At 55.7% G+C, this 19168-nt stretch carries 15 protein-coding genes; 13 read left to right on the top strand and 2 right to left on the bottom strand.

Translation table 11 applies throughout. The features are described from left to right. From OXE05_02640 to OXE05_02690, 11 genes are all read left to right on the top strand, one after another. On the top strand, positions 1-1572 hold a 1572-nt coding region (locus OXE05_02640), incomplete at its 5' end, for an FAD-dependent oxidoreductase (GenBank protein ID MCY4436215.1). Positions 1573-1603: 31 nt separating this feature from the next. After that, positions 1604-2764: an FAD-binding oxidoreductase gene (locus OXE05_02645; protein ID MCY4436216.1), complete on the top strand. Its 1161-nt coding sequence runs from the start codon at positions 1604-1606 to the stop codon at positions 2762-2764. Then, a complete protein-coding gene (locus tag OXE05_02650) occupies positions 2761-3987 on the top strand; it encodes a DNA methyltransferase (protein MCY4436217.1) in 1227 nt (408 codons plus the stop codon). The genes OXE05_02645 and OXE05_02650 overlap by 4 nt, the downstream gene beginning before the upstream one ends. Positions 3988-3992: 5 nt before the next feature. Next, complete coding sequence (locus OXE05_02655; protein MCY4436218.1) at positions 3993-4772, top strand: TdeIII family type II restriction endonuclease; 780 nt, start codon at positions 3993-3995, stop codon at positions 4770-4772. 111 nt (positions 4773-4883) lie between these two features. Next, entirely contained in the window at positions 4884-6383 is a 1500-nt protein-coding gene (locus tag OXE05_02660) for an alpha-N-arabinofuranosidase (GenBank protein ID MCY4436219.1), read from the top strand. A 135-nt stretch (positions 6384-6518) separates the two neighbouring features. After that, positions 6519-6893 carry a cyclophilin-like fold protein gene (locus OXE05_02665; GenBank protein MCY4436220.1) on the top strand — a complete coding sequence of 125 codons (375 nt, stop codon included), beginning with the start codon at positions 6519-6521 and terminating at the stop codon, positions 6891-6893. A 103-nt stretch (positions 6894-6996) separates the two neighbouring features. Next, a complete protein-coding gene (locus OXE05_02670) occupies positions 6997-8271 on the top strand; it encodes a DNA repair exonuclease (protein ID MCY4436221.1) in 1275 nt (424 codons plus the stop codon). Next, positions 8268-11414: an AAA family ATPase gene (locus OXE05_02675; protein ID MCY4436222.1), complete on the top strand. Its 3147-nt coding sequence runs from the start codon at positions 8268-8270 to the stop codon at positions 11412-11414. Before OXE05_02670 ends, OXE05_02675 begins: the two co-directional genes overlap by 4 nt. Positions 11415-11538: 124 nt before the next feature. Continuing rightward, positions 11539-12372, top strand: coding sequence for an MBL fold metallo-hydrolase (locus tag OXE05_02680; protein ID MCY4436223.1), 834 nt, complete (start codon positions 11539-11541; stop codon positions 12370-12372). A gap of 362 nt (positions 12373-12734) precedes the next feature. Beyond that, the gene (locus tag OXE05_02685) at positions 12735-13487 is read left to right on the top strand and encodes a Crp/Fnr family transcriptional regulator (protein ID MCY4436224.1); all 753 of its coding nucleotides are present in this window, start codon (positions 12735-12737) and stop codon (positions 13485-13487) included. A gap of 17 nt (positions 13488-13504) precedes the next feature. Beyond that, the gene (locus OXE05_02690; protein MCY4436225.1) at positions 13505-14731 is read left to right on the top strand and encodes a DUF3179 domain-containing protein; all 1227 of its coding nucleotides are present in this window, start codon (positions 13505-13507) and stop codon (positions 14729-14731) included. A gap of 563 nt (positions 14732-15294) precedes the next feature. Here OXE05_02690 and OXE05_02695 read toward each other — a convergent pair. Further along, positions 15295-16407 (bottom strand): FAD-dependent oxidoreductase, encoded by a 1113-nt coding sequence (locus OXE05_02695; protein MCY4436226.1) that lies wholly within the window; start codon positions 16405-16407, stop codon positions 15295-15297. A gap of 200 nt (positions 16408-16607) precedes the next feature. Here OXE05_02695 and OXE05_02700 point away from each other — a divergent pair, with 200 nt between their 5' ends. Together OXE05_02700 and OXE05_02705 are read left to right on the top strand one after the other, a co-directional pair. Further along, on the top strand, positions 16608-17606 hold the full coding sequence (locus tag OXE05_02700) for a nucleoside hydrolase (GenBank protein MCY4436227.1): 999 nt from the start codon (positions 16608-16610) through the stop codon (positions 17604-17606). Position 17607: 1 nt separating this feature from the next. After that, the gene (locus OXE05_02705) at positions 17608-18084 is read left to right on the top strand and encodes an MOSC domain-containing protein (protein ID MCY4436228.1); all 477 of its coding nucleotides are present in this window, start codon (positions 17608-17610) and stop codon (positions 18082-18084) included. A 62-nt stretch (positions 18085-18146) separates the two neighbouring features. On the opposite strand, the gene OXE05_02710 is transcribed toward OXE05_02705, so the two are convergent. Further along, a complete protein-coding gene (locus tag OXE05_02710) occupies positions 18147-18917 on the bottom strand; it encodes an SDR family oxidoreductase (protein ID MCY4436229.1) in 771 nt (256 codons plus the stop codon). Positions 18918-19168: the final 251 nt, after the last annotated feature.

Below are 19168 nucleotides of genomic sequence, written 5' to 3' on the forward strand. Positions count from 1 at the left end.
ATCTGGACCTACGCCCCCAGTGGGGAAGGGGGGGCAAGAAGGAAAACAAACCCGCTGGTAGTTGTGGGGGCGGGTCCGGCCGGCACGACTGCTGCCATTGAACCCGCCCGTGCCGGCGTGCCGGTCACACTCATTGACGAGAATCCCATCGGCAAGTCCATGATGGACTTAGACGTACCACTTTTCTTCGGCAAGCGGACCACATCCTCACTCGCGAATAGAAATGCAATGTTGGAGAGGGTGACCGCGGCAAGCCCTGCGCTCAGTGAGTTGGAGTCAGCCGGTGTCGAGGTTCAGCTTGGCACGTGCGTCTGGGGCGTTTTCTGCAATACGGAAACCAGCCGGAGACTCGATGGTCCGCAACTCGGCTTGGCCGACGACAAGCAATCGTGGGTCATAAAGTACGACCGGCTCATCGTGGCGGCCGGCGCCCGGGACTTGAACTTCTCGTTTGCCGGTTCAGACCTGGCGGGAGCGATGGGAGCCAACGGCGCTCACGCGCTGCTAAGTCGCTACCAGGCATTGACGGCGCGGCGTATGGTGATCATGGGCTCTGGCAACGTGGGACTCCACACTGCCAGAATGGCACTCGCAAATGACATTGAGGTAGTCGCCATTGTTGACGTGTCCTCATCCGTGCGTGGCGACGAGTCCCTCGCAAGAGATCTGCAGCAAGACGGCGTTGACCTTTACACCTCACATACCTTAAAGGAAGCCGTCGGCGGCGAAGACGGTATCGAGTCCGTCGTGCTCGTGGCAGTAGACGAACACAACGAGCCGGTCAGCGGTTCAGAGAAGACGATCGCCGCCGATACGGTGTGCCAAGCGATCGGGCTCGTGCCCAATATAGAGCTCCTCAGTCTTCTGGACTGCGACGTAACCTTCAAGTCTGAGCTTGGTGGATACGTGCCGAACCATGATGAGTGTATGCGAACCAGCGTCGAAAATGTGTTTGTCGCGGGTGACGTTGCAGGATTCCACGATGGCATGATCCTGGACGACAATGTCGCCCGCAATCAAGGTCGCCTCGCCGGCATCGCCGCTGCCGAGTCGCTCGGCGCTATCGATAGCGCGCAGGCGCGCGCCCGGCGCGCCGAGATTCAGGCTGAGGCAGTCGCTGCCAGCCCGGCCGCCGTTCATTCAGTTTGGCATCAATGGCTGCAGTCACTTGTCAATGTAGGCGGGCTGGATGTGCTTGTCTGCGAGTGCGAGGAAGTTACCCGCGCGGAACTCATAGACTTGGACCCGCCCCGTTACTTAGATTGGCGGTCGGAGCAGATGAACAGTCGGAGCCTGCAAACCCAATTGCAGGATGGTCCGGTCGATCCAGACCAAGTCAGGCGCCTCACGCGGGTGGGCATGGGCCAATGTCAGGGCAGGCGCTGCCGCGAGCAGGCTGCGCTGCTGCTGGCTGCGGAGTCGGGTACCAATATTTCAGATGTACCTTATATGTCTTACCGGCCACCCGTGCGACCGCTGCCGCTGAATGTGATGTGGCCCCACGATGAGACCGAGGAGATGCGCGAAAACTGGGTGAAGTGGTTCATTCCCGTGAGTAGAGTGTTGGGGTAGGCAGTGATCTATAGATCAGCGGAGAGGCAATATGCCTAGTAACAGAGCAGACGTCGTCATCATAGGGGGCGGCATTTCGGGCCTCAGCACAGCCTACCATCTGGCCAAGGCGGGCAAGGACGTCGTCGTTGTTGAAAAAGGGGTCGTGGGAGCCGAGGCTTCCGGGCGCAACGGCGGGATGATTAGCGAGCGCACAGACGAGCCGGACTTGGTGCCATTGGCGGTGGAGTCTGTGCGACTGTGGCCGACACTGGATGATGAGTTGGGGTATCCTACCGAATTCGTGCAAAAGGGCAGGCTCCAAGTCGCCGTATCGGAAGCGGAAATGGGCCGCTACTTGACCGAGCGCGAAGTCGGGGAGCGGTTCGGCGTGCAGGTGGACGTGTTGGACCCATCCGACATACAGGACATGGCACCCTGTGTCACCGATAGGTCCCTCGGCGGAATCTTTTTTCCCAAGGGTGCTCACGCCAACCCACAGCGGTCGGTCCAGGCATTCGCCTGGGCATTTCAAGATAGGGGTGGCAGGCTCTACCAGCACACCGCTGCCACCGGCTTCAAGCTCACCGGCGGGAGGGTTTCGGCGGTTGAGACGTCTGCCGGCGACATCGAAGCAGACACAGTGGTTTGCGCTGCCGGGCCACAGACGGCATTGTTCCTAGAGATGGTGGGCGTGCGCGTTCCGCTAGCGACGGCACGGGCGGAGATTATTGCCACTGCCCCCTTAGAACCACTCTTTCAGTGCGCCCTGGTGGGCAACGGACTCTACGGGCGCCAGGCCAAGAAGGGTAATCTGCTCTACGGTGGCGGTCCCCACGAATGGATTGATGTGGATCTGATCTCCGATCCCAGCAAACCGAACACTCCCCTCATACGGAATATTGCCAGACGACTTGCGGACCTGTTTCCAGTAGCGGCGGATGTACCGGTGATTCGGAGTTGGGCCGGTGTGATTGAACAGGCCCCGGACTCCCTGCCGATCTTTGACATCCTGGACCACCCGAGCAACTTTGTGTTTGTTTCCGCGTCGGCGCATGGCTTCGCCATCGCAGCCGCCACGGGTAAGGTTGTGGGCGAATTGGTGCTCCACGGCGAGTCCAGCGTTGACATAAGCGGACTGCGCATGGACAGGTTTGGCGACGTCGCGCCGAATTGGCGGGAAGAACTCGGATGGGTTACTGTTTCTTTATGAAGCAGACCAAGACCAATCTCCCATCTACATCATCTCTTGGTGCCGATAGGTCACATGGGTACGATCCTGATTATCAAACGGACCCGTTCACCGCATTCGATTCAGTTAATTCAAATACGAAGCTAGAAGTCCTCAATCTCAACTGGCGCGAAAGCGACTTGCCGGAGCGAATTCGGACAAAGCATGTCCATCGTCTTCATCCCTATCTTGGAAAATTCGTTCCACAGTTGGTCGAGATTTTCCTACGTAAATTTGCGCCTACAACGGTCTGTGATCCATTTTGCGGTTCGGGCACAACCTTGGTTGAAGCGGCATCGCTAGGGATAAATGCGATAGGGTGTGATATTTCCGAATTCAACACCCTAATGACCCGAGTAAAGACGGGCAAGTACGACCTAAGTCTACTCAAGTATGAGATAAACGATGCGTTGGAGAGGGCGCTTGGCACTAACCAACTCTCGTTGCTTGAACAGAAAGCCGAGTATAACGTGAGCGACTACCTACAGTCGTGGTTTGCGCCTCAAGCACTAGATTCGTTGCTAGCATACCGGAAGCACATTGAAGATTACACTTACAGTGACGTCCTCAGGGTGATCTTGTCACGGGCAGCTAGGTCGGCGCGCCTTACAACCCATTTTGACCTCGACTTTCCAAAGCAGCCTCAAACTGAGCCTTATTACTGCTATAAGCATAGCCGAACCTGCAGACCAACAAAGAATTCTGCACAGTTCTTGAAGCGGTATAGCAACGATACACTCAAACGAATTCGTGAGTTTGCTGACGTTCGCAAAAATGTGGCCGTACTTGTAACTACTGACGACACGAGAAGGGCCCAGTTCCCAAAATACGACCTTGTAGTCACCTCGCCACCATATGTGGGGCTTATTGACTATCATGAACAACATAGGTATGCATACGAGTTGCTGGGTTTAGAGTGGAAGGCTGAGGAGGAGATAGGTCCAGCCACGAAAGGAAGCTCGCAGAGAGCGCAAGCTGAGTACGTCAAGAAGATGATCGATTCGTTCGAGAACGTCAAGAAGCGCCTCTCCAAGGGCGGTCGCATGGTGGTTATCGTCAACGATAAGTACGGTCTTTACGAGAAAATCCAAAAGCAGATCGGAGTGACTCTTGAGACTAGACTTGAAAGACACGTAAACAGAAGGACGGGAAGAAGGGCTGGAGATTTCTTCGAGAGCGTTTTGATTTGGGCGGCAAAAGGATAGTAGGGTTGAATACCACGACAAGAGACGCTGTCTTTGGTGTCCTAAAGGAATTTGCCGCAAGTCAGATTCCCAAACTGAGCAAGTGGACGCTCAAAGACATAAGACTCGGGTATCCGTTCCACCAGATTTTCTTTCCTGAAGAAGCAATTTTGGCGGCCAGGGTTGAGCGGAGCGTTGTGACATCGATGGGCACGAGGCTTTACCCAACTTTGGCCAAAGCCGTTGCGCTTGGTCAATACAAAAGTGTACACACCGAGCACGTTGTTGAAGGCACTGTAAACGATGCAGCTATAAATATGATCGAGCAGATTGTGACCGAACTCCGGACGCCTCAATCTCAACGGGAGTCTCCAAGAAGACCTGACCATGAGGGCGAGATGAGAGACATCCTTTATTCGCGTGGCGGTGGACAGTCAAGCAGATCGGTAACTGCCGACCTATACATAGATGACTTTGAACAAAGGCCCTTGTTTGTCGAGTTGAAGACTCCTCTTCCAAATCTGGATGTTGCTGCAGAGTCGAAGAGAAAGCTGCTATATTACTTGACCATAATGAACAGACGAGGAATCGATGGATCCAGGGCGTATTTGGGCCTGACCTACAATCCTTACGTGACGCGAGATCGCTATGGGCACTCATTCACAAAACAAATAATGGACATGGAAAAGCAGGTTTTGATTGGCAGCGAGCTATGGGACTTTATTGGCGGTCCCAACACCTATTCGGAATTGCTTTTGCTTATCGAGAAGGTTCGAATGGAACTCCCCAATACTGTTAGCCTTTAGGTCATTTCAATTGAGTTTTCCCTCGAGCAATTGAACATTGCTACACATTTGAGGGATTGCTAAACAGGCCGATTGCACTTTCGGATGTCACGTTTCCTAACGGAGTCTTGGGTGGAAGCATCTATCCGCTTGGATACCGCTCGCCACGTCGGCGAGATAGACCGGCGCATCTTCAGCGGATTCCTCGAGCACATGGGGAGAGCCATCTACAAGGGAATCTACGATCCGGGTAGTCCGTTGAGCGATGCCAATGGCTTTCGCACGGACGTGGGTGAGGCGTTGCGGCGGCTGGGAATGCCGTACATGCGGTATCCCGGCGGCAACTTTGTCAGCAACTACGATTGGCGTGACGGCGTGGGGCCGCAAGACCGGCGTCCTGTGCGGCCGGACTTCGCGTGGCGGAGCATCGAGCCGAACACGTTTGGCGTAGACGAATTTGTGGACTGGTGCCGCTGGATGGATATTGAGCCCATGATGGCGGTCAATTTAGGCACGCTGGGACCGCGCGAAGCGGCAGAACTCGTCGAGTACTGCAACTTTCCGGGCGGCACCCATTGGTCCGATGCACGTCGGCAGAACGGCAACTCCGAACCCTACGGCATCGACCTCTGGTGCCTAGGCAACGAGATGGACGGCCCGTGGCAGGCGGGCCATTGCTCGGCAGAAGCGTACGCGGGAAAGGCGCAGCAGGCTGCTCGTCTCATGCGTGGGATCGACCCTGCCATAGAACTCGTGGCGTGCGGCTCCTCCGGTCGCTATATGGAATCCTACTTGGAGTGGGACCGCGTCGTGCTGGAGTCCTGCTGGGAGGAAGTCGCATATATCTCCGCCCACCGCTACAGCCGCAATTCTCAGGATGACAGCGCGTGGTTCCTGGCGGAGGGCGTGGAGATAGACCGGGTCTTGAACGACTACGCCGGTCTTCTGGCCTATGTGCGTGGCGTCAAGAGAAGCGATAGACAGGTCTACGTTGCCTTTGATGAGTGGAATGTCTGGTACAAGGACCGCAAGATTGATGGCGCCTGGTCTCCCGCTCCGCACTTGATCGAGGAGGTCTATAACCTGGAGGATGCGCTGGTCTGCGCTCAATTCTTGAACAGCTTCTTGCGGCACGCCGATATCGTGAAGATCGCCTGCCTCGCCCAAGTCGTCAATGTCATCGCACCCATTCTCACAAAGCCTGACGGCATGCTCATTCAGAGCATCTACTATCCGTTGCAACTATTCTCGCAGCATGCACAGGGACTTTCGCTCACGCCGATTGTGGATGGTCCGACGTATACGGCTGGGTCCAGAGGGGAAGTCCCGGTGCTGGACGTGACGGCAAGCTATCACGCAGAAAGCAATTCCGTCTGTGTCTTTCTCGTCAACAGAAGCTTGACAGACGATGTTGAAGTCCAGGTTTCATTCGGAGATCGCCGCGCAACCGCCGCCCTGAAGACTGCGGTGCTCACCGGCGGCGACCCCAAGGCACACAACACATGGGAAGAGCCAAATGTAGTCAGGCCGAATTGCGGTTCTTCCACCGTGGATGCCAGCGGACAGATAGACGTGGTTGCACCGTCACTTGGGCTGACCGTCGTGCGCGTGCGGCTTGAAGAGAAGAACTAACTCTATGGGTCATTCGCCACCAAGATTGAAGTCAGGTTTAGGCAAGTTGAGAGAATCTACTTACTTGCCAATTGGCTCTTGCACGTGTTACAGAATGAGAGCGAGTGGATGGAGACCCGGCCAGGTGAGTGCCCTATGACAAAACGTATTCGCATCCGCTGCGGCGAATTGGAAGCAGCAGCGACGCTGAATGAGACAGACACTGCCCAAGCGATCTGGGAAGCGCTGCCTATCAAAGGCAGCGCCAACGTGTGGGGTGACGAGATTTACTTTCGCATCCCGGTGGCGCTAACGGAAGACAACGCTCAGGAAGTAGTAGAGCTGGGCGATCTCGGCTACTGGCCGCCCGGCAGCGCTTTTTGTATTTTCTTTGGGCCGACTCCCATGAGCCACGGCGACGAGATTAGACCCGCCTCACCCGTAAACGTCTTTGGACGGGTGGAATGCAATCTATTTGCTCTCAAGAACGTGTCCGGCGATTCACCGATACTGATTGAGCGGATGGACTAAACGTACAGGCTCACTTCATTTGAGGCAGATAGTTTGAGGGTTATAGGGCATGACATACACATCGAAAGATGGACGTAGTCTAGCCACAAAGGCATAAACAAGAATGAGTAAACTTAGGTTTGTCCACGCCGCCGATCTGCACTTGGATAGTCCCTTCTCGGGCTTAAGGGCCGTCGCCCCACCAAGTGTGGCGAAAGCTCTGCACAATGCTACTTTTGAAGCGTACAAGAACTTAATTGACTTGTGCATAGATGAGCAGGTGGACGCCCTGCTGGTAGCAGGAGACATCTTTGACAGTGCTGACCGTAGTCTTCGCGCTCAACGGGCGTTTGTAAGTGGATTAGAACGACTACATGAAGCGGGAATACGCTCATTCATTTGTCACGGCAACCATGATCCATTGGAGGGCTGGGAGGCGCAGTTGACTTACCCGTCAAGTTGCCATCGTTTTGGCCGAGCATTTGAGTGTGTGCCATTCTTTGATTCGAGCCCCGATTCTGCGGTTGTCTATGGCATAAGCTACCCCGTTCGTGAGGTTAGGGAGAATCTTGTATACCAACTTGGGAGAGTAGACCCGGATCGTTTTTCTATCGGCCTGTTGCATGCCAATGTGGGTGGTAATCCGAACCACGATGCTTACGCTTCTTGCACATTGAGTGACTTAGAGCAGACTGGGGTAGATTATTGGGCCCTTGGCCACGTTCACGCACGACAAATACTACGAGACGGTACACCAACGGTCGCTTATCCCGGCAACCCGCAAGGTAAGAATCCAACCGAGACTGGGGCCAAGGGTGTTTATCTGGTCGAAGTAGCCGACGACAGAAGCATACAACACGCTTTTCACTGCACCGATGTGGTGCGCTGGGCAAGTCTCAGGTTTGATATCTCCGATTCGCAGACAGAGCAGGAATTACTTGACGATCTTGGCGAGCTCTTGCGGGAAACCCTTTCTAAAGCTGATGGGCGATCTGTGGTCGTGCGACTCACGCTCACGGGCAGAGGATCTTTGAGCGCCGTGCTGCGCAGAGACAATTTTGTCGAGGAATTGCGGGACGAAATAAACAAATATTGGAGTGATTATTCACCGTTTACTTGGTGCGAACGCATTGAGAATCAGAGCGCGTCGCCGTTTAATCGAGCGGAGAGAGTGGTAGGGAGCGACTTTGTTGCCGAGTTCTTGCGCGTGTGCAATCGGGCGAAGAATGACCATGAATTGCAGGATCGGCTGAGAGCCAATCTTGATGAACTCTTGCGTCATCACAGATTTCGCCGTGACTTGCCGGACGAGTTGCATGAGAAAATAGAGCTATCCGATCTGATCGATGAAGCCGAGTCTATAGCCATAGACTTACTGACTGAGGTTGACGAAACGTGAGAATACAACGATTTCACATCGAAGGCTTTGGTCACTTTGCAGATTGCAGTTTTGGTCCAATCGAGTCCCCCGTTACTATTCTCTACGGACTAAACGAAGCGGGGAAGAGCACACTGCTCGCATTTGTGCGCTGTGTCTTGTTTGGGTTTCCGAAGCGGAATCGTGCCCAGCATTATCCCGCATTAGCCGGCGGCAGACACGGCGGGAGCATTGACATTGAGGATTGTAACGGACAATACTACACAGTCCACCGTATAGAAGAGCCTGGTGGCGTGCCGATGACGATCACCAACGATTCTGGAGTTATCCAAGATGAGGCCACGCTTGCCCGGCTCGTGGGCCACCAAACCGGTGATGTGTTTAAGAGTATTTTTGCTTTTGCCCTCGATGAATTGTATAGCGACGATCTGTTGAAGGACGAAAATGTCAATAGTCAAATCTACAGCGCTGGCATGGGCGTAACTAAACTCCCCGCTGCCTTGAAGGCGGTCAACGAAAGGCAAAACAAGCTTTTCCTAAAGGGCGGAAGCAAGCAAGAATGCGCAAGAGTCGCTGCAGAACTAAAGGAAATTGAGATTAAGTTGCGGCGTATTGCGGGAAATGCAGCGGAATTCAGCGAGCTATCAGCGAGACTCGAAAGATTAGAGGAGGAAGGTAAACTAATCCGGATTGAGCACAAACAAATTTCGTTACGACTTGCATGGCAGGGCCAATTGGCAGTGAGCTGGGATGATTGGAATGACCTCGTTGGTATCGAGGCGGCGCTTGCAGATGCAAAATCCATTATCACTTTCCCGGAAGATGGCTTGATTCGCCTAGAAGCTTTGGTAGAACGGTTTAGGAGTGCCCGGCGGGAATTTCATGGTGCACTCTCGCAGGCAAAAGCTGCTGAGTCTGCGGCAAGTGTGGACATCGACCGAGAGTCGATTCTTGAGCACTCTACAGCCATAGATAAGCTCTCGCAGGGACGAGAGCGCATAATAAGTGCCTTGCGAGACTTGCCAAAGCGGGAGACCGAAACCGGCGAACGTCAAGAAGAGTTAAGCAAAGTCTTGAGTGACCTTGGCGTAGATTGGGACGAAGCCCGGCTTGAGCAATTCGACTTTTCAATTGCGGTGCGAGATGAGATTGCAGCGTTCGGGGATGGGTTGCGAGAAGCTACAAAGGCAGTGGATGAACGCAATGCTCAAGTTGCTCAGAGCAGAGAAGTGCTTCAGGAAGCTACGGAAGCAGAAAAGGCTATTGACGAAGAGCTTGCGCAAGCTACAAAACCAAGTTTCGATCAGGAACAGCTTAGCCGGCGCCGAGCGAGCGTTCGCGAAGCGCAATTGCTGTTGAGCAAAGTGAATGAGGTTCGCAATAGGATCAACGGTCTTCAAGATCAGATCAACGCCCTGGGCAGTCCTGCCTCACGATCAGCTTTTGGATTTAAGCAAATTGGAATTGTTCTCTTTGTCGCCGCAGTCATACTTGGACTTCTGCTAGCAAGCGCGCTGCTTGGGGAATCCTCTTTTACATGGAATGGCCTCGTTGCTCTGGCGATAGTTTGTGTTGTGGCGTATGTCCTTGTGTCTAACACTAGAATTAAAACGGTTGCTGAGTCCCCGCTGGCGGACCAAATCCGAAAATCCCTGAAGCGTTCGGAAACTGAGTTGGAAGAGCATCAGTCGGCGTTGGCACAAAGCGGTGCTACTCTTGATCTTGCAGCGATTGATGAAGCGACACTCATGTCCTACCTAGAAGACTTGGATCGGCAGCAGGAAGAAATCCGCAAGTGGGAAAGTGCTGTTGAGAAGCTCCGCGCTGCCAGGGAAGTGGTCAAGAACCGGAAAAGCAAACTGGAGCAGTCTGAAAAAGGCCGCAAGACGGCAACTGCGCTGCTTGGGGCAACTAAACTAGAGTGGCAGGACTGGCTAAGAGCACGAGGTCTGCACGATTCCTGGAACGCTCAGGCGATAGAGGAGATTCGGGCAGGAGTAGAACTTGGGCGAGATCGGCTGCGGGTTGTTCGCGAATCGCAGCAGCGTGCTCTTACCATCCGGCAGAGCATTTGCGATTATCGCAGAGTCACAGAACCGTTAGCGTCAAAATGTGGGATTGCAATTGATGAAAGCGATGCAAATAGCGTTGTAGTTGCCGTCGATGAGCTTGTTGCGTTGCGAAAAGAGATTGAGAAGAGAGTTGGAGAGCGAGAGACGGCGGCCACAGAACTGGTGAAGGCCAGGCGCCGAATTGAAGAACGCAAGAGTGATCTCGAGGCAGTAGAGCGAGAGAAATCGGATCTGCTTGCTTCCGGGGGCGCCGCGAACGTCGAGCAATTTCGAGAACGGGAAGCCGCGTACCGGCTAAGACACAATCTAGAGGAAAAGCGGAGCGAATTGAGCGGTCGGCTACAGAAAGTCAGCGGACCCGGCGAGCGGCTTGAGGCGCTGAAGACGTCCCTCCAAGAGACGAATATCCAGGCTATCAACGATGAGACTAGCCGGCTTGAAGAAGAACTGGCAGAGAAACAAAGTCGCTTGACAGAATTGGCTTCCGAGCGTGGTTCGATAAATAATGCGTTGCAGGCGCTCACGGGCGAAGAGGAGTCCTCGGCACTAAGGGCAGAGCGCGGCGTTTTGCGGGCACAACTCGGTGAATATGCCCGAGAATGGATAAAGCACCGGCTTGCGGAGGGACTCCTGGAAGAAGCGCGTAGCACGTTTGAACGTGAACGGCAGCCTGGTGTTGTCCGTAACGCTAGGGCTTTTTTTGGCGAAATTACGGGCGGATGCTATGACCAGGTTACAGCCCCTCTAGGTGAAAAGACTATCAGAGTCAGTGGTAAAGACGAAGTCAAAAGAGAGCCGTTGCAATTGAGCCGCGGCACGCGTGAACAGTTGTTCCTCGCACTACGTTTTGGCTTGGTGCAAGAACTCAGCCAACGGACGGAGCCGCTGCCTGTGATTGTCGATGAGGTGCTTGTGAATTTTGATCCTGAGCGGGCTCTGCGGGCCGCAATGGCCTTTGTGCAACTATCAAGAACCAATCAAGTTCTCGTCTTTACCTGCCATCCGATAGTCGTCAAGCATTTCCAAACGGCTGCGAAAGAGATGAATTCTCCTGACCCCACGTTGATTCCGATAGAGCGGGCTGTGAGTTGATCGGGATTCTACTCTGCATGCTCTTTGTCCTTAGGATGCGAATTGTAACCGCTAGTGCGAGGGGTGCTAGCTAATGAATGAGAACATCCGTGACGATGTATCAGCAGTACGAGGAGTTTGAGCTATGGCATACGCATTGGAAGACGAGTTTGGTGACATCATCGGCAAGGCACGGCGAGGGTTGGGATTGACCGTTGACGCAGTGGCGGAGCAAGTGGGTGTCAGCGCAGGCGATGTTGAGAAGATGGAGGCTTACACACTCACGCCCGATCAGGCCGTTGTGGGCCGACTTGCCGCCGCACTTGGGCTGCAAGAGGAGCGTCTTGGGGCAATTGCACGTGAAGAATGGGAACCCGCACCATGCGGCTTCACGGCCGGTGACAATATAGATATCGAGCACTTTCTCGTCGCAGAGTACAACGCAAACGTCTACCTGCTGGTCAATAACAAGACAAAGACCGCCTTGCTCATCGATGCTGGTGGGCTGGCGAATGAGGTTGTGCAGCGCGTCAATCAGGCTGGACTCCGCTTGCTCGCAATTCTCTTCACGCACGGACACGGCGACCACACGGAATCGGCGGACACGATTCAGCAGCAGACCGGCGCAGCCGTCCATGTCCACACTGCCGACGAAAATCTTGCAAGAGGAGCTTTTAGTGGAGGCATACGGATACTGAAAGACAACGAGACGGTGGAGTTTGATGGTTTTTCCGTCCTGGTCGTCCCTACTCCGGGCCATACCGCGGGGAGCGTCACCTACGTGGTCGAGGATGCCGCCTTCACCGGAGACACGTTGTTTGCCGGCTCGATGGGAAGATGCAGTCTAGCTTTCCCCAAGATGCTGCAGACTATTCGAGAGCACGTTCTCACGTTGCCGCCCGCGACAAGTCTTTTGCCAGGGCACGGTCCGGCCACGACCGTGCAGGAAGAGCGAGACCACAACCCGTTCTTCAGCTAGGCAACTGCGAGACTTTCAGGCGAGGCCAATTCCCGCGTTGAAGGACCCCTCTTCGGTCCGTTAAGTTGGCGCCCGGGCTCCTGCATTGGACATCTTTTCTGTGGCGCAACGTGCCGGCAGACCGTCAACTTTGGGATCTGAAGAATCACCTTTCGAGTCTTCCCCATTGCCCGGCTGACGCCGCTGACATCCGGAATCGGCAAGTCTGCGCACGAGGTGCGAGTGCGAAAACCCTCATCGCTGCCGTAATGTAGTCTCGCGTACAAAACGCTGCTCGTGAGCATGATATGCTCTCAATTAGGGACAGAGATCGGCTCCAGGTCAGTGCAATTCGCTGCCGCCCTGCAAATGGAATTAGCCGCATGAGAAACTACCGAGTATCCTCTCGATCAAAGGAACTGCGGACAAGCCAACGGCAGAACGGTCGATTGGGACTTTACAACCATACGCTTTCCTGTATTTCCAAGATTGAAATCTTCGCCGACCTTCTGCCGCATGAAATTAGTAAGATAGACCATTCCAGCGCGACGGTGCACATAAACAAGGGAGGGGTAATTCACACGCCCGAAGATAACCGAGAGATGCTCTTTCTTATCAAAGAGGGCCGCGTTCAGCTCTACCGCATATCATTTGAAGGCCGCAAGCTCGTGCTGGCAATGCTGGGGCCGGATACATTCTTCGGAGAAATGCCGCTCTTTGGGCAGGCGATGGGAGATTCGGTGGCCCAAGCAGTGGATGACGTAACATTGTGCACACTGGGCCGCACTGAGGTGGAACGCATCCTCGTCACCTATCCCAGGATCGGCTTACGCCTCATTCAAGTGCTCAACGAGCGACTTCAGGAAGCCGAAGAGCGCCTACACGAGAGCGCATTCTTGACCATGCCGGCCCGCACAGCGGCTTTGCTTTTGCGGCTCGCAGAGGATTCCGATGAGATTCAGGGGCTTACGCATCAGGACTTGGCGGACATGCTCGGCGTCTATCGCGAGACCGTTACGGCGACGTTGGACAAGCTGAAGCATGAGAATTATCTCGAAATCGGACGGAAACGGATTACTCTGACAGACCGTTCTGCGCTAGAGAATGTCGTCCATGGCGCGCAACAGGACACGTGAAAAGGAGAAGTCAGCCAGTGAACAGGACCCCGCGCAACCTCTTGAGTCGACGCAACATTCTGCTAGCGGCCGGCACCGCATCGGTCGCTATCGTAGCCGCAGTGGCCTGCGGACAGACGCGGGAGGACACGACCGTAGAGGAAGTCGAGCCCGCCGTTACTCCTGAAGCAGAGGCTGTGCAACCCTCTCCCTCACCGGAGCTTCCCGCTAATCTCCAGTTCTCCACATTTGGGTGGAAGACTGACTTTTCCAAGCATAGCGTGCCGCTGAGCGAAATCAGCTCAGGCGGTCCCGGCAAAGATGGCATCCCCCCAATTGACGACCCGGCCTTCATCACGTCCGATGAAGCCGCAGCATACCTTGATGATCGCAAACCCGTTGTAGTGGTTGAAGTCAACGGAGAGGCGAAGGCCTATCCGATTGAAATTCTGGTTTGGCACGAGATTGTGAACGACACCATCGGCGGAGTGCCGGTCACGGTGACATTCTGCCCGCTCTGCAATACCGCGATTGCTTTCGACCGGCGCCTGGATGGCACCACGTATGACTTTGGTGTTAGCGGCAATTTGCGCTACAGCGACTTGATCATGTACGACCGTCAGACGGAGAGTTGGTGGCAGCAGATTACGGGAACGGCCATCGTAGGCGAACTTACCGGCAAGAAACTAACCACGGTGCCGGCGTCGATAGTTTCTTTCGCAGACTTCCGCAGCACGCATCCTGAAGGTCCGGTGCTCTCGCGCGAAACCGGCAATCCCCGATCGTATGGCAGAAACCCGTATCTCGGCTATGACGACATTTCTCGATCGCCCTTCCTCTTCTATGAGGAGGTAGACGGTCGCCTGCCCGCCATGGAACGAGTGGTCACGGTGTCGCTGAATGGCGAAGATGCCGCCTATCCCTTCAACGTGCTGGCGGAGCAGCGGGTAGTGGAAGATTCCGTCGGCGGCGAGCCGATAGTGGTATTTCACCAACCCGGCGCGATATCTCCATTCTCTGGTGCAGACATTGGCGCCGCCGGTGTTTTCGCGCCGGTAGTCGACGGTGCCACGCTGAAGTTTCAAGTGAATGACGACGGGAAAATTGTGGATACGGAAACTCAATCGCAGTGGAATGTCCTTGGCCGCGCGATTGCAGGACCATTGACCGGCAAGCAACTGCAGTCCATCGTGAATGGCAACCACTTCTGGTTTGCTTGGGCCGTCTTCAAGCCCGACACCCGTGTATTCGGTTTGTCTAATTAGGAGACCGTTGCGCAACTCACCTGCAGATGAGAAAACCTCCGTCTCCTTGGGAGGCCGTCTCATAAACGCATCGCTCCGTGTAGACTTGCCCTTCGACCCTTCGAAAGGCTCAGGACAGGCAGGCTCAGGGCGAACGTAACAGGCAACAATCCGTTCGTGCTGAGGGCTACGCGAAGCCTGCTGCGCTAAGCCCTTGTCGAAGCACGATTTAGCCAATCGAGTCGACCTATGAGACAGCCTCTTGGGGATTGGGTCGGGGTGAGGGGTGTTCTTGCTACAATTGCCGTTTGTGCTGTGCAGTGTCAATATGAAGCAGCGCAGGAAACGCTATGCTAAGTAGAGAATTCAGGAGATTCACCCTCACCCCCGTACTCGATCCAGCGTATCGAGTACGGGGCAGGCTCTCGCCCTCTCCCTCGACGGGAGAAGGGACATTCTCGCTGCGGCGAGGGTTATGCACGGGTCTAAAATTAGGGAGTGGCTGCTGCCATGAAGCCGACCGTTGACTGACCGTAGTGTTTCGCAAGAAGGCAACTGCCGACGGTCTAGATTGTCGCTTGCGATCATCTCGCCGATGTTCCAAAGCGGGTGGGGATCCAATGGTCAATGGGGCGGCTGGTCTTGCCGGTAGTCACGAGATCCTTGACAATCTCAGCGGTGATGGGCGCTTGTTGAATGCCTAGCTTGTGGTGGCCGACGGCGTAGTAATAGCCAGGGAGCGCGGAAGGTCCGACCAAGGGATAGCCGTCGGGACTGAAGGGACGGAATCCCGACCACAGCTCCTCGATTGTCCCTGCCGCCAGGGCCGGGATGGCCTCGATGGCGGCGTGAAGCATGCCTTGGATCGCTCCCGCCGTGTTGCGCCTGTCGTAGCCCACCTTCTCCGTTGTCGCACCAAGGACGATACGTCCGCTCCTGCGCGGGATGACTATGAATTGCGGCAGGTTGATGAGGTGTCTGAGCGCAACGGCATCCGCGTGGAGGGAGAGCATTTGCCCACGTTCCGGCTGCACAGGAATGTGCTCAGGTGCTCCTTGCAGCGTGCCGCCCCAACTGCCCGCCGCATTGACGACCGCTCCGGCATGGAAGGCTTGGTTTGCCGTGCGCACGCCAGTGACCTTGCCGCCTTCAACTTGGAGTGCCCGGACGTCGCAGCCGGTAAGAACATTGACTCCCGCCTTGCGCGCGCCGACTTCCAAGGCACGCAGCAAGCGACGGTTCTCGATGTTCGCGCACGACGTCAACATGCCGAGGGCCACCGGCAGCGTGATCTCTGGCTGGCGTGCCTGAACCTCCTCCGAGCTGATGTACTCACAGCCAAGGCGTGCCCCTTCTAACTGCGGTTGTAGCGCCCGCATGTTGGCTTCATCTTCCGCAGTATGGGCAAGATGGAGAGCAGGGTGACGCACGGCCTCGATATCGATGCCAGTCTCATCTGCAAGCACGGGACCCAAAGCCAGCAGCATCTCGCTGCCTTCCACCCGCAGCCTAAAGTCGGCAATGCTCTCGTAGGGATAGGGTCTGCTCATGAGCACGCCAGCAGACGCCCACGACGCCTCTTTGCCGACCTCGCTCCGCTCTAGGAGCGCCACTGTCAGCCCGGCAGCGCGCAATTCGCGCGCAATCATGAGCCCGATAATGCCGGCGCCGATGACGGCGACGTCGTATGCTCTCATCTTGTTGCCCTTCCCCTAAGCAATTCTCAAAACATGATGCGCTCTCTGGCCTTTCATTCTACTCTACCCGTACTATCGTGTTACTCACGTGAAGCCAACCTTCCGCGTCTGTTGTGTAGCCCCTGGCCCAAGATTGGGCAGTGTGCGGCCCGGCACGAGACTTGGGACTCTCGCGGCCTTGGCGAACTGTACCCCTCGGCATGAATGTGGTCCTATCCCTGAAGTTCGACTGTGGCATAATCGAACATGCCGCGATGCAGCAGGCACGGCGGTCTGAGCGCGACGGAGCCTACCCAGAGGTCCCATATATGCCGGAAAAAGTGCTGTTCGATACCGACATCGGCACCGACATAGACGACGCAGTGTGTCTGGCCTACCTGCTGGCTCAGCCTACGTGCGAGTTACTTGGCATCACCACCGTAAGCGGTGAATCAACCAGGCGCGCCATGTTGGCCAGCGCCCTGTGCCGGACAGCAGGCAAGGATGTTCCCATCTATCCTGGAGCAGAGAGTCCCTTGCTGATCGAGCAGAGGCAGCCCAAGGCGCAGCAGGCGGATGTGTTGGGCGATTGGCCGCATGACAAGGACTTCCCACAAGGCGCTGCAATCGAGTTCCTGCGCCAAACTGTGCGAGCGCACCCGGGTGAAGTCACATTGCTTGCCGTCGGCCCACTGACCAATGTCGGACTGCTCTTCCGCGCAGACCCAGAGATACCCGGAATGCTAAAAGGCCTTGCGCTCATGTGCGGACAGTTCTTTGGACGCGCGGCGGGACGAGCGCCGGTGGAGTGGAACGCCTCGTGCGATCCTCACGCAGCGGCGATAGTCTACCAGAGTTCAGCCGCCAACCATCGTTCGCACGGTCTCGACGTTACACGGCAGGTCACCATGTCCGCCACAGACGTGCGCGATCGTTTTCAGTTACCGTTGCTCCAGCCGGTGGCTGCATTTGCCGAGGTGTTCTTTCAGCGGCGAGACGAAATCACCTTCCATGATCCTCTCGCTGCCACGACAGTCTTCGACGACCGAATCTGTTCCTTTGCCTTCGGCAACGTACGAGTGGAGCTCGAGAGCCAGCCACTCGCAGGCTTCACGCACTGGCAGAAAGATGACGCCGCTGGTTGCCATCAGGTGGCAGAAACGGTCGACGCCGATCGGTTCTTCGCACACTATTTCTCAGTTTTCGAGCAAGGAGAGTAGCATGTTCCAAGGGAAAGTCCTCAGCATCTATACCGCCCCGGCCCGCCGGGAACCAATGGTCTCACAGCAGGAAGTGCGTGTGGTGCCCGGTAAGGGAATTGAAGGCGACCGCTACTTCATTGGTAACGCTACGTATTCGGATAGAGCGGGACCGCACCGGGAGTTAACACTGATCGAGAGCGAAAGCCTCGATGCGCTGGAGCGGGAATATGGGTACCGCCTCGAACCGGAAAAGTCCCGCCGGAACGTGTTGGTTTCCGGGGTGCCGCTCAATCATCTCATCGACAGGGAGTTCACTGTTGGCGACGTGCGTCTGCGGGGGTTGCTGCTCTGCGAGCCGTGTGCGATCCTCGCAGAAACCAGCGGACACTCCCACATTGTCAACCACCTAATGCACCGCGGCGGCCTGCGCGCGGAGATATTGACCGAGGGGACGATCAGCGTTGGTGCTGAGATCTTGCCCAGTGGCGACGAATAGCGCCTACGGGGAACGAAATGCTCCGCCCACGGGCAGCATAGTCCTCCCAATAACAAGCGTTGCTACCCTGTCTTGTATCCGAGGGTGCCGCCGCCATCGGCGTAGAGTTCAGTTCCCGTAAAGTATGACGATTCATCCGAGACGAGAAAGAGCGCGGCGTCGGCCATTTGCTCCGGTGAAGAAATATAGCCCAGTGGAGCCCGCGCCGCAACGCCGGCACGCGCTTCGTCCGGGTCGGGCTGCACATTTAGGAAGCTTTCGAAGAGCGGGGTGGCAACGCTTGACGGGCAGAGCGAGTTCGCCCGTACGCCATATTGGGCACAATCCAGGGCGAGCGCACGAGTAAATGTGATTACCGCCCCTTTCGAAGCACAGTAGGCAATCGAATGCGGTTGCGCGTGCACGCCTACCATTGAGGCAATGTTGAGAATTACTCCTTTTGTTTCTTTCAGGGATGGCAGGGCGTACTTACAGGTCCAAAGGAGGCTCTTGACGTTGACATTCATGATGCGGTCCCATTCGTCCTCCGTTGTGCCTTCGATGTCCTTGTCCACGTAGATACCGGCATTGTTCACAAGAATGTCCAACGGGCCGAATCGGTCTTGGGTTTCAGCGAGCATGGCACGCACGTCGTTCTCGCTTGCAACATCGGCCGCGATGGCATGCGCCCGCCCTCCCGTTTTTTGTATGGCGGATACTACTCGTTCCGCGCCCTTCTGATTTAGGTCCACAATTGCGGTGGCTGCGCCCTCGGCGGCAAAGCGCAATGCCATGGCTTCCCCTATACCGCTCCCGCCCCCCGTAATGAGCGCGACTTTGCCCTGCAACCTCATGCCAAAACCCCCTATTTACCTGTAAATCAGTAATCTTCGCAAAAGCTCTCATGCAATTATACCGACTACCGGTCAGAAACGAGGTTGCCAAGATTGATGTGACGCCAGCCCAAATTGACGGTTGATTCGGTAGACAGTAGCATGCACTGAGAGCAGCAAGCTTCACACACTGCGAACCGCTGCGAAATTGCCGGGACGGCCTGCGCTGTGATGGAAATCATTGGCGTAGGCGCGCACTCCTGGCAACCGTT

This window comes from Chloroflexota bacterium (genome assembly GCA_026710945.1).
Lineage (GTDB): Bacteria > Chloroflexota > UBA11872 > VXOZ01 > VXOZ01 > VXOZ01.

What these genes read in the sequence shown, in the direction of transcription:
- OXE05_02680 (MCY4436223.1), top strand. Translation starts at nt 11,539, where the DNA reads ATGGCATACGCATTGGAAGACGAGTTTGGTGACATCATCGGCAAGGCA.
- OXE05_02650 (MCY4436217.1), top strand. Translation starts at nt 2,761, where the DNA reads ATGAAGCAGACCAAGACCAATCTCCCATCTACATCATCTCTTGGTGCC.
- OXE05_02710 (MCY4436229.1), bottom strand. Translation starts at nt 18,917, where the DNA reads ATGAGGTTGCAGGGCAAAGTCGCGCTCATTACGGGGGGCGGGAGCGGT.
- OXE05_02665 (MCY4436220.1), top strand. Translation starts at nt 6,519, where the DNA reads ATGACAAAACGTATTCGCATCCGCTGCGGCGAATTGGAAGCAGCAGCG.
- OXE05_02695 (MCY4436226.1), bottom strand. Translation starts at nt 16,407, where the DNA reads ATGAGAGCATACGACGTCGCCGTCATCGGCGCCGGCATTATCGGGCTC.
- OXE05_02700 (MCY4436227.1), top strand. Translation starts at nt 16,608, where the DNA reads ATGAATGTGGTCCTATCCCTGAAGTTCGACTGTGGCATAATCGAACAT.
- OXE05_02685 (MCY4436224.1), top strand. Translation starts at nt 12,735, where the DNA reads ATGAGAAACTACCGAGTATCCTCTCGATCAAAGGAACTGCGGACAAGC.
- OXE05_02670 (MCY4436221.1), top strand. Translation starts at nt 6,997, where the DNA reads ATGAGTAAACTTAGGTTTGTCCACGCCGCCGATCTGCACTTGGATAGT.
- OXE05_02645 (MCY4436216.1), top strand. Translation starts at nt 1,604, where the DNA reads ATGCCTAGTAACAGAGCAGACGTCGTCATCATAGGGGGCGGCATTTCG.
- OXE05_02705 (MCY4436228.1), top strand. Translation starts at nt 17,608, where the DNA reads ATGTTCCAAGGGAAAGTCCTCAGCATCTATACCGCCCCGGCCCGCCGG.